General features: G+C 60.7%; 6 protein-coding genes. 2 read left to right on the top strand and 4 right to left on the bottom strand.

Annotated elements, in window-relative coordinates:
- Positions 1-120: 120 nt before the first annotated feature.
- Positions 121-3,255 carry a ribonuclease E gene (gene rne, locus BSP75_RS14315; protein WP_075113640.1) on the bottom strand — a complete coding sequence of 1,045 codons (3,135 nt, stop codon included), beginning with the start codon at positions 3,253-3,255 and terminating at the stop codon, positions 121-123.
- Positions 3,256-3,669: 414 nt separating this feature from the next.
- On the opposite strand from rne, the gene rluC reads away from it, so the two are divergent.
- Both rluC and BSP75_RS14305 read left to right on the top strand, forming a co-directional pair.
- Complete coding sequence (rluC, locus tag BSP75_RS14310) at positions 3,670-4,614, top strand: 23S rRNA pseudouridine(955/2504/2580) synthase RluC (RefSeq protein ID WP_204356693.1); 945 nt, start codon at positions 3,670-3,672, stop codon at positions 4,612-4,614.
- Positions 4,614-5,276: an HAD-IA family hydrolase gene (locus tag BSP75_RS14305; RefSeq protein ID WP_075113639.1), complete on the top strand. Its 663-nt coding sequence runs from the start codon at positions 4,614-4,616 to the stop codon at positions 5,274-5,276. Before rluC ends, BSP75_RS14305 begins: the two co-directional genes overlap by 1 nt.
- A 69-nt stretch (positions 5,277-5,345) precedes the next feature.
- On the opposite strand, the gene BSP75_RS14300 is transcribed toward BSP75_RS14305, so the two are convergent.
- Genes BSP75_RS14300 through BSP75_RS14290 form a run of 3 tightly spaced genes read right to left on the bottom strand, consistent with a single transcriptional unit; the run spans position 5,346 to position 11,036 of the window.
- Complete coding sequence (locus BSP75_RS14300; protein WP_075113638.1) at positions 5,346-6,854, bottom strand: efflux transporter outer membrane subunit; 1,509 nt, start codon at positions 6,852-6,854, stop codon at positions 5,346-5,348.
- The gene (locus BSP75_RS14295) at positions 6,847-9,921 is read right to left on the bottom strand and encodes an efflux RND transporter permease subunit (protein ID WP_083617188.1); all 3,075 of its coding nucleotides are present in this window, start codon (positions 9,919-9,921) and stop codon (positions 6,847-6,849) included. Before BSP75_RS14295 ends, BSP75_RS14300 begins: the two co-directional genes overlap by 8 nt.
- Positions 9,918-11,036 carry an efflux RND transporter periplasmic adaptor subunit gene (locus BSP75_RS14290; protein ID WP_083617185.1) on the bottom strand — a complete coding sequence of 373 codons (1,119 nt, stop codon included), beginning with the start codon at positions 11,034-11,036 and terminating at the stop codon, positions 9,918-9,920. The genes BSP75_RS14295 and BSP75_RS14290 overlap by 4 nt, the downstream gene beginning before the upstream one ends.
- Positions 11,037-11,072: the final 36 nt, after the last annotated feature.

The following is an 11,072-nucleotide window of genomic DNA, read 5'->3' as shown; positions in this document are numbered from 1 at the left end:
GAAGCCAAGGCCACAGAGGTATAGTGTGAAAAAAGCCAATAAAAACAATGCCAGTCAGGCTTAACTGACTGGCATTACACCGATTGGTGTGGCTTTGATTAACGGGCTAACCCGGATCGGTTACGGACGACCAGCAGGGCTGGTAGCCACGTTGACGGCAGCTGTGCTACCACCATGACGACCGGATGTGCTCACCTCGTTGCGTACCAGCGGCGGGTGGTTAACCGGCTCACGAGCAGGCAGGGCAGGGGCTTCGGCAGGCGTTGCCATCGGCGCTGATGCCTTGCGAGCACGAGCCAGCAAGCCGGCACCGTGTACTACCTGTTTGGCGACGACCGGCGCCTCTTCCACCACAACCGCAGCCACGGCAGCCGGGGTCTCGATGACAGCAGCAGGTGCTGGTGTTTCGACAACAGCGGCGACAGGTGCGGCTTCCACAACAGGAGCTGTTACGGCCGGTGCTTCTTCAACAACCGGAGCCGTTTCAACAACGTGTGCAGTTTCAACCACGGTGGCGGTGACCACTTCGGCAACCGGCGCAGCGACAACGGCTACTTCTGGCTCTGCGGCAACGACAACCTCAGCGACAGCTTCAACAACCGGGCTGGCAGCCACATCGGCTTGAGTTGCTGCAACCTGGGCAGTGGCCTGCTCGGCAGCTTCTTCGGCAATGGCTTCAGCAACGACGTGCTCGGTCAGCGCGGAAGAGGCTTGCAGGGCAGCAGCAATGGCTTCCGCGCTCGGGATGGTGACCACGGGTACCACCGGCTCTTCGGCTTTTACCTTGGCAGCATCAGCCTGGGCAGCGGTAGTGAGCTGGCCTTCTGTTGCTGGTTGCTCTTCATCACGCTGGCTGCGGGCATCTTCGTTGATGCGCTTGCGACGCTGGCCTTCGATACGCTGGGTACGCGGAGTGCGACGTGAACGGCGTTGCCCTTCACTCTGCTCTTCCTGCTCGTTACCCACTGCATCGATCACCTCAGCTTGCACTGCTGCATCGTCAACCGGCAGGGCAGGGGTGTCAGCAGCGGCGACATCGACGCGGATCTGCTTGCGCAGTTGACGACGTTCGCGGCGCTCGGCCACTTTCTGCTCTTTCTCCTGACGCGGCTCGATGGCGACTGCATCAACGGCTTCTACCGCTTCAACAACGACCTCGGCGCGCGGCTCACGAGGAGCACGCGGTTCACGGGCTGGACGTGGGGCACGCTCTTGACGAGGTTCGCGAGGCTCGCGCTCCTGACGAGGTTCACGTTCCATGCGCTGTTCGCTGCGCACTTCACCACGGGTCTCGCTACGGGCTTCACGTTCCTGACGGGGCTCACGCTCTTTGCGGGGACGGCGATTGCGGTTTTCACCGGCTTCGCGGTTGCCACCTTCACGCTTCTCGCCAGCTTCCGCATTGTTGCGGTTGTTGCGATTGTCGTCACGGCGGGGACGCTGGCCACGGGCGCGGGTCTCATCACGCTGGTGACGATGACCTTCATCCTTGCGAGCTTCCCGCGCTGCCGGTTTCTCGGCGGGCGCTTTCACTTCGGCAGGGGCGCTATCAGTGCTGAACAGGCCGCTAATGCCTTTGATCAGCTTGCTGAAGAAACCGGCTTCGGCAGGAGCTGCAGCAACGGGCGCCACCGGCTGTTGCGGGGCAACAGGGGCCGGTTGTACCGGTTGGGCAAAGCCTTGCAACAGCGGTTGCTCACGCTCGATCACCTGGGCCTGTTTCGGCTGGTAGGTCGGCTTGGCAATTTCGGTTTTCAGCTCGTAGCTGGCCGCTTCCGGGATCTCGTTTTGACGAATGCGGGTCACTTCGTAGTGCGGGGTTTCCAGATGCTGGTTCGGAATGATGTAAACACGGACATCATTGCGCTGTTCCAGACTGGCGATGGCGGCACGCTTCTCGTTAAGCAGATAGGCAGCAACATCCACCGGCACCTGGCCGTGAACCTGCTCGGTGTTGTCCTTCATGGCCTCTTCTTCGATGAGACGCAGGATGGACAGGGCGAGGGATTCGTTGTCACGGATGACGCCCTGACCCTGGCAACGGGGGCAGATATGGCTGCTGGACTCGTTGAGGGAGGGACGCAGACGCTGGCGAGACATCTCCAGCAGACCGAAACGGGAGATCCGGCCCAGCTGGATGCGGGCCCTGTCCTGATGCACCGCTTCACGCAGACGGTTTTCCACTTCGCGCTGATGGCGAACCGGGGTCATGTCGATGAAGTCGATAACGATTAGGCCGCCCAAGTCGCGCAGACGCAATTGACGGGCAATTTCGTCGGCCGCTTCCAGGTTGGTTTGCAGCGCAGTCTCTTCGATATCGCCGCCCTTGGTGGCGCGGGAGGAGTTGATATCGATGGAGGTCAGGGCTTCGGTCGGATCGATAACGATGCTACCGCCGGAGGGGAGGCGCACTTCACGCTGGAAGGCTGATTCGATCTGGCTCTCAATCTGGAAGTGGTTGAACAGGGCAACTTCACCCTTGTACAGCTTCACACGGTTGAGGAAATCGGGGCGAACCAGTTCGATATGGGCTCTGGCGCGTTCGAAAATCACCGGATCGTCGATCAGGATCTCGCCGACATCGCGACGCAGATAGTCACGGATGGCGCGCACGATCACGTTGCTTTCCTGGTGGATCAGCACGGGAGCGGTACGCTCTTGTGACGCCTTGTGGATGGAGTCCCAGTGGTTGAGCAGAACGTTCAGATCCCACTCAAGCTCTTCCGGAGACTTGCCCACACCGGCAGTACGCACGATCAGGCCCATGCCTTCCGGCACGGTCAATCCGCTCAGGGCTTCTTTCAGTTCGGTCCGCTCATCACCCTCGATGCGGCGGGAGATACCACCGGCACGGGGGTTGTTGGGCATCAGCACCAGGTAGCTACCGGCCAGGCTGATAAAGGTGGTGAGGGCTGCACCCTTGGTGCCACGCTCTTCCTTGTCGATCTGGACGATAACTTCCTGACCTTCGCGGACCACTTCTTTGATGTTGGGACGACCCTGATAGGAGTAACCGGAGGGGAAGTAATTGCGGGCGATCTCCTTCAACGGCAGGAAACCGTGGCGCTCGGCGCCGTAGTCAACAAAAGCAGCTTCAAGGCTGGGTTCTACGCGGGTGATCTTACCCTTGTAAATGTTCGCTTTCTTCTGCTCGTGTCCCGGACTTTCAATATCCAAATCGTAGAGCTGTTGTCCGTCAACCAGCGCTACGCGCAACTCCTCTTCTTGAGTTGCGTTGATAAGCATTCTTTTCATTGAGTTCTCATTATTGTGTCATTTTGATTTCCTCCATCTGGGGTCCTGCCGGCGCCGGCCTCGGGTCTTCAGCATACTGGGGCAACCTCCCGGTTGGGGTATGCATGAGGCGCAAACTAAGGGCGCTCTGGTCATCACTTCTCGAGAAGTGATGAATAAGGATGCCGAAATGGAGACAAATAAACGGTAATGTTTGTGTTCTCCATGCGTTGTACCTCGCACCCGGGAACCGTCATGTTCTTGTATACACGGTGTTTCGGGATTGGGTGGCATACTTTTTGGCCACTTAGTACAAGGCTTGAACACAATGACAAAACCTTGTTTATTATCCCATTTAAACCTCTTTTATAGCAAGGCGCCATTTTTCAACAAACCATGCAGCCAAGGGGCGCTGGCAGTGTTAAAATCCGCGCCATGACACAGATACAACAACAAGTGCAGCTGCTCACCATCGAAGCTGAGCATGAAGGGCAGCGCATCGACAATTTTCTCAAGACTCAGCTAAAGGGCGTCCCCAAGAGCCTGATCTATCGCATCCTTCGCAAAGGCGAAGTGCGGGTAAACAAAAAGCGCATCAAACCGGAGTACAAACTCTGCGCGGGTGACGAGGTGCGGGTCCCCCCCGTACGCGTTGCCGAGAAGAATGAGCTGCCGTCGGCCAACCTCGGGGTTATCCAGCGTCTGGAGAGCCAGATCCTGTTCGAAGACGATGCCATGATCGTGCTGAACAAGCCCTCCGGCATGGCCGTGCACGGTGGCAGCGGTTTGAGCTTTGGCGTCATCGAAGGGCTGCGCGCCCTGCGTCCGGAAGCTCGGTTCCTCGAACTGGTGCATCGGCTCGATCGCGACACCTCCGGCGTACTGCTGGTTGCCAAGAAGCGCAGCGCCCTGCGCAGCCTGCATGAGCAGCTGCGCGTCAAGACCATGCGCAAGCAGTATCTGGCGCTGGTGCGTGGCAAGTGGCAAGCCCACGTCAAGGTGGTCAACGCCCCGCTGCGCAAGAACGATCTGCAATCCGGTGAACGGGTTGTGCGGGTCAGTGCCGATGGCAAGCCCTCCGAAACCCGGTTCCGCATCGTGCGTCAATTTGCCGAAGCGACCCTGGTCGAGTGCAGCCCCATCACCGGCCGTACCCACCAGATCCGCGTGCATACCCTGCATGCCGGTCACCCGATCGCCTGTGACGATAAGTACGGTGAAGCGGCGTTTGACGAGAAAATGCGCAGCCAAGGACTGAAACGGCTCTTTTTGCATGCCTGGAAGCTCAGCTTCACTCATCCGGCCGATGGTCGCGAGATGCAAGTAGAAGCCCCCCTTGCACCCGAGCTTGACGGTTTCCTGGAAAAGCTGGCGCACTAATGCAAGAGATCCGACTCGCCATTTTCGATTGGGACGGTACCCTGATGGATTCAGTGGGCCGGATTGTTGCCTGTGTGCAAGGGGCCGCCAGAGATTGTGAGCTGGCGGTGCCTACGCCAACCCGGATCCGGCAGATCATCGGATTGAGCCTCGATGTCGCCATGTTCCGTCTGTTCCCCTTATGCAGTGACAGTGGCACTACCAGCGATGAGCGCCAGATTGCCGCACTCATCGATCGCTATCGTCTTCACTATCTGCACGATGCCACCCCCAGCCCGCTGTTCGCCGGGGCAGGGGAGTTGCTGCATGACTGGCAGTCACAGGGGCTGCAACTGGCGGTCGCCACCGGCAAATCACGCCGAGGGCTGGATCGGGTATTGGATGAGACCGGACTGCGCCCGCTGTTTGCCACCAGTCGCGGCGCCGATGAGGCCAACTCCAAACCCGATCCGTTGATGCTTGAGCAGATCCTGGCCGAGCTGGGGCTGTCACCCCGGCAGGCGGTGATGATCGGTGACTCAGTGCACGATATGGCGATGGCCGAGGCGATCGCCATGCCGCGCATTGGCGTCTCCTGGGGGGTTGATAGCCGTGATGCCCTCGGTCGTCACGGGCCTGTGGCGGTGGTGGACTCCATGGCGGCGCTCAGGGCGCTGTTGTGACCCACTCCTTGCGAGCTACAGGGAGCTGATTGATACAAAATGAGCCCGGCCAATTGGCCGGGCTCATTGCTATGTTGCCTCTCCGGTTAACGCCTCATCTTCTGGAGGGGCGTCCTGTGGCACTCGCCACTCGCCACCCAGCGCCTTGTGCAGCAGTACCACTGTGGTGGCGGTATTGAGGCGGGCCTGTACCCGGGCATCCTGCAGGTTGTTGCTGACACGCTGGGCATTGAGCACGCTGAGGTGGTTTTCGAGCCCCGCCCGGTAGAGGCTGGTCGCCTTGTTGACGGCTATCTGAGCCTGATCGTCGGCCCGGGCGATTAACTGCTGATACTGCTGGCTGTTTGCATAGGCCCTCAACACCGTATCGACCTCGTTGAAGGCGCCATTCACCACCTGCTGGTAGGCGAGGGCCGACTCCCTGAACCCCGCTTGCTGCAGATCCACCATGGCGGCTCCCCGCCCACCATCGAACAGGTTCCAGCTTATGCCTGCGCCGAGGGACCAGCCCACTGAACCGGAGGAGAGCAGATCGTCGAGATCGCTGGCCGACACGCCGGGGGTGCCAGTCAATACCAGTTTCGGATAGCGGTTGGCGATGGCGGCGCCCAGTTGCTGGTTGCGTGCCGCCATCTCCCGCTCGGCCAACGCGATATCAAAGCGCCGGTTCAGCAGTTCAGAGGGCAACCCCACCGGGATCAGACCCGACATCTGTGGCAACGCGCCCTCGCCGAGCCGGTTGCGGGTCTGCGTCGTGGTCTCTCCGAGCAGGATGGCCAGCCGGCCGAGATGGGCGGCGCGCGCACTGTCGAGCATCGGCAGCATGGCCTCTGTCGCGGCCTGGGCGGCGCGGGCATTGGCCAGATCCAGCTCGGAGCCATAGCCATGACGATGCAGCGACTGCACCAGCGTCAACACCTGTTGCTGCTCGGCGATGATCTGTCTGGTGATGGCGACGCGCTCCCCGGCGGCGCGGTATTGCAGATAGTTGTTGATCACCTCGGCGGTCATCAGAGTAGTGAGATTGCGCTGCAGCAGTTCGGCTTGCTCTACCCGAATGCTGGCCGCCTGACTCAGGGCATCGATCCGGCCAAACAGATCCGCCTCCCAACCGATGGTGGCACTGGCCAGATGGGCTTGGTTATCACGATCCAGCACACTGAGGCTGCTCCCCCCCAGTTGGGGTGGCAGGGTGAACTCGGCAACGGCGGGGCCGCTTAGCGGGCCATTTTCGCTCAACCGCATATCGACATAACCCGCGTTGAGAGAGATGGTGGGCACCTTCAGCGAGGAGACCGCGGCCTGGTAGGATTGCGCCGCTTTGATGCGCTCGCTGGCCATCCTGATGGGGATATTCTGCTGCTGGGCCGCCATGACCAGCCGATCGAGCTGCGGATCATTGAACTGTTGCCACCAGAGTCGTCCGGGCTCCGGTTTGGCCTCACTGATCCCCTCGGCACGGCTGGCGTTGAGATAGACACTCCCCACGGCCACCTGTGGCACCTCATAGTCAGGGGTCATGCTGCAACCGGCCAGCAGCAGAGCCGTGGCCACCAGGGTGAGTCGAAGATCAGTCATGGCATGGCTCCTTGCTGCGGGAAGAGGTGAGTGCGCCTTGCGCTTCGTGCCGATAGAGCAGCTGATAGAGGGCCGGCATCACGAAGAGGGAGAGGAAGGAGGCGGCCGAGAGCCCGCCAACAATGGTTGCGGCCATCTGATCAAACAGCCGGTCGGTCAGCAGCGGGATCATCCCGAGCACCGTCGTGAGCGCCGCCATCGAGATGGCCATAGTACGGTTGAGGGTCGCTCTCTTGACCGCATCAGCCAGCGCCCGGCCCTCCTTGCGCTCCAGTTCGATCTGGTCGATCAGCACTATGCCGTTTTTGATGATCATGCCACTGAGGCAGATCATGCCGACAATCGCCATAAAGCCAAACGGTTTGTCCAGCAGCAACAGGCTCCAGACAATGCCGATGGAGGCCAGCGGCAGCGTCACAAGAATGATAAACGGCTGACGGTAGGCACTGAACATGGCGACCAGAATGATGGTCATCAGCACCATCGCCTTGGGGGTCTGGGTCATCAGATCGTCGACCGAGCGCTTCTCGTCATAATATTCACCGCCCCACGCCATGGTGTAGCCGGGGGGCAGGGGAATCGCCTCCAGTTCGCGGGCAATCGCCTTGCGCACATTGGAGGGGGTATCGCCCCTCACGTCTGCCTGCACCGTGATGGCAGGCTGGCGGTTGTAGCGCCAGCGCATGCTCTCTTCCCCCTTGAACTCGATGCCATCGACCACCTGTCCCATCGGCACGCTGTGGCTGCCGAGCAGGGAGCGCACCGGAATATTGTCAAACTGGGCCAAGCTGGCATTGCTGCTGCGCAGCTTGATGGGGATGAGGTCATCATTACGGCGCATCTGGCCAAACAGGCTGCCATCGGTTGCCCGGGTAATGGCGTTGGCGATGTCGGCGCGATTGATGCCGGCGATCCTCGCCGCATCCTGATTGATGAGGGGCACCAGCACCTTGCTCTCCTGGCGCCAGTTATCCCGGATATAGATGAGGTGAGGGTTGGCAGCGAGCCGCCGTTTGGCCTCATTGGCGAGCCGGTGCAGCTGTTGCGGATCTGGTCCGACGAAGCGTGCCTCGATGGCAAATTTATCCTTGGTGGCCAGCTTGAGCGGGCGGAATCTGGGCTCGGCGTAGGGGAATTCGGCCTGCAACCAGGCATCGCCTGCCGCCGTCAGGGTGGCAATATCCTCATAGCTGCGGGTGTTGATCAGGATCTGGCCATAACTGCTGTCGAAGGGCTCAGGCTCAACCGTGACCGAGAAACGGGGGGCACTCTCGCCAATATGGCTGGAGAGGCTGGTCACCTGTGGCTGGCGTAGCAACCACTGCTCAATCTTGTGCATGTCGGCAGAGGTCTGGGCAATCCGCCCGCCGTTGGGCAGCCAGTAGTCGAGAAACAGCATGGGGCGATCGGAGGAGGGCATGAAGTTGACCTGCAGCAACGGAATGATCGCCAGGGTCAGCAGCAATACCGGGGCGACCCCGAGCAGCAGTTTGACCGGGTTGTCCACCGACCAGCAGACCGCTTTTTGGTAGAGCGCAGCCAGGCGTGAAGGCGGGATCGGCTCATCCGTTTGGGTCGGCGCGGGAATAAAATACCAGCAGAGCAGCGGGGTGACCGTCATGGCAATCAACCAGGAGAGCAGCAGCGAGCTGCACAGCACCTGCACAATCGAGAGGGCGAATTCGGCCGCATCGGTCTGGGAGAAGAGCACGGGCGCGGTACCCAGCGCGGCGATCAGGGTCGCCGCCAACAGCGGCAGTGCCATTTCGCGGATGCTGTCGCTCACCGCCTGATTGCGGGCAATCCCCTGACGCAACTTGGCCTCAACGAGATCGACGATGACGATGGCGTTATCCACCAGCATGCCCAGCGCCAGGATAAATGAACCGAGCGAGACCCGCTGCAGATCAACCTGGGTCAGGTTGAGGTAGATCAGGGTAAAGAGGATGGTCAGCAACAGACTGACCCCGACGATGGCGGCACTGCGCCAGCCCATGAAGATCAGCAGCACGATCACCACGATGATCACGCTCTCGGCCAGGTTGATGATGAAGTTGTTGACGGACTTGGCCACCTCTTCCGGCTGATAGGCGACGACGCCGACATGAACCCCTTCCGGGAGAGTGGCTTCGAATTGTGCCAACTCCTGGCGGAGGGTATCGCCAATGCTGACCACGTTGATGCCGTTGACCGGGCTGACTGCCAGGGTGATCGCCTGCTGGCCGTTGAAACGGCTCAGGGTCATGGCGGGATCCTGATAGTCGAGGTAGACGTTGGCGATATCACCCAGCCGCACGGTGGCGCTTTCCAGACCATTAATGCCGGTCTTGATGCTGAGGTTCTGGATATCTTCCACACTGCCAAACGCCCCGGCCTGTTCGACGCGGATCTGCTCGATGCCCATGGTGAAATCGCCGCTCTGCAGTGGCAGGTTCTGGCTACCCAGCTGTTCGAACAACTGCAGGGTGGTCAGGTTGGCCTGTGCCAGCCGCTCATCATCGACATCGATGTTGATCACCTGCTCCTGAATACCGTGCAGTTGTATCTTTTTCACTCCCTCGATGGCTTTGAGCCGGCGTTGCAGCTCGCGGGCGTGATCCTTGAGATCGGCCATGGCGACACTGTCACCATAGAGGGAGAAGAGCATGCCATACACTTCGGAAAATTCGTCCTGCACTATGGTGAGCTGGGCCTGGGGAGGCAGCGATAGCTTGACGTCATTGACCTTGCGCCGCAGCAGATCCCACTGCTGGGGCAGTTCGGCCGAGTTCACCTGCTCCTGCAGATCGACAAAGATTATCGAACTGCCGGGACGGGAGAGAGAGCGCAGCTTCCACAGATGCTCCATCTCCTGCAACTTGGTTTCGATGGGATCGGTGACCAGCCGCTCCACCTCACCGGCATCGGCGCCGGGATAGAGGGTCACGATCACCGCACTCTTGACCGTGAAGGCGGGATCTTCCAGCTTGCCGAGCTGGAAGTAGGAGACCAGCCCGACCAGGGTGCAGAGCAGGGTGAAGAAGATCACGAAGGTCTTCTGGCGCAGTACAAAGGTTGAGAGATTCATGATTTGGCCACCCGTTCCAGCGACAGGTCTGCCATGATGGCGACCTGTTCACCCTCGCTGACAAAGGCGCTGCCTGCCACTACCAGCTGATCGCCCGTTGCTAGCTCACCGCTGACACAGAGGGCATCCCGCTGCTGGCCATGAAGCGACACCGGCACCCGGACCACCCGATCCGCATCCACCCGCCAGACATGCCACTGGCGATCCTGACTGTTGACAGCCATGGCGGGCAGACAGAAGAGGCGGGTGTCCGCTTGCTGCGGCAGGTCGAGGGTGACATTGACCGACTTGCCCGCCACCAGATTGTTCTGATCCCGCGGCAGGGAGAGCGTCACCTCGTAGGTACGTTTGAGCGGGGCGGGGATGGAGGCGATATCGGTCACCGTCACCGCGATATTTTGCTGGCGCTGGCCCCAGGCGAGGCGGCCAGGCAGGCTAGGAGTGATCCTGGCAACCTGGCGCTCCGGTACGTCGATCACCACATTGAGCCGCTCCGGCTGGTGCAGGGTAAGCACCTTGACGCCGGGCAGCACAAATTCGTGGTTGTCGATGTGTCGCTTGCCGATCACTCCGTCAAAGGGAGCGCGCAGCTCGCTGTAGGTCAGCGCATCGCGGGCTTTTTGCAGTCCCTGGCTGGCCATCTCGACCGCCGCGCTGGCGCGGGCTTCGGCACTGATGGCCCGATCAAGATTGACATCGGCGATGGCGTTGTCGGCGGTGGCCTGCCTGATCCGCTGCAGCTCAATGCGCGCCAGCCGATGGGCCGCACGGGCTTCGGCCAGCTGGGCCTGTCCCTGACTGACAGAGACCTGGAAATCGTGGGGATCGAGGCGGGCAAGCAGAGCCCCCTTGTTGACCCGTGTCCCCTCGGTCACCACCAGTTCCTGTAACATCCCATGTACCCGGAACGACAGATCGGTGGTGCGGGCCGATTTCAGCACGCCGCTGAAGGTGTGCTGGCGGGTGGCGACGGGTGCCTTCAGGGTCATGACCTGTACGGCGCGCCGTTGCGGTGGTTGCGGCGCAGCTGGCGTGGTGGCGTCGGCGCCACAACCGCTCAACAACAGCAGGATAGCGCTGCCGAGCAGTGTTGTTTTGAAACGGGGAGGTGTCATGAGAGGATTCCTTTAGACAAGTGTCATCAAATGGCG

The organism is Aeromonas sp. YN13HZO-058 (assembly GCF_001921245.1).
GTDB lineage: Bacteria > Pseudomonadota > Gammaproteobacteria > Enterobacterales > Aeromonadaceae > Aeromonas > Aeromonas allosaccharophila.
This window is presented reverse-complemented; position numbering and strand designations above follow the sequence as displayed.

What these genes read in the sequence shown, in the direction of transcription:
- rne (WP_075113640.1), bottom strand. Translation starts at nt 3,255, where the DNA reads ATGAAAAGAATGCTTATCAACGCAACTCAAGAAGAGGAGTTGCGCGTA.
- rluC (WP_204356693.1), top strand. Translation starts at nt 3,670, where the DNA reads ATGACACAGATACAACAACAAGTGCAGCTGCTCACCATCGAAGCTGAG.
- BSP75_RS14305 (WP_075113639.1), top strand. Translation starts at nt 4,614, where the DNA reads ATGCAAGAGATCCGACTCGCCATTTTCGATTGGGACGGTACCCTGATG.
- BSP75_RS14300 (WP_075113638.1), bottom strand. Translation starts at nt 6,854, where the DNA reads ATGACTGATCTTCGACTCACCCTGGTGGCCACGGCTCTGCTGCTGGCC.
- BSP75_RS14295 (WP_083617188.1), bottom strand. Translation starts at nt 9,921, where the DNA reads ATGAATCTCTCAACCTTTGTACTGCGCCAGAAGACCTTCGTGATCTTC.
- BSP75_RS14290 (WP_083617185.1), bottom strand. Translation starts at nt 11,036, where the DNA reads ATGACACCTCCCCGTTTCAAAACAACACTGCTCGGCAGCGCTATCCTG.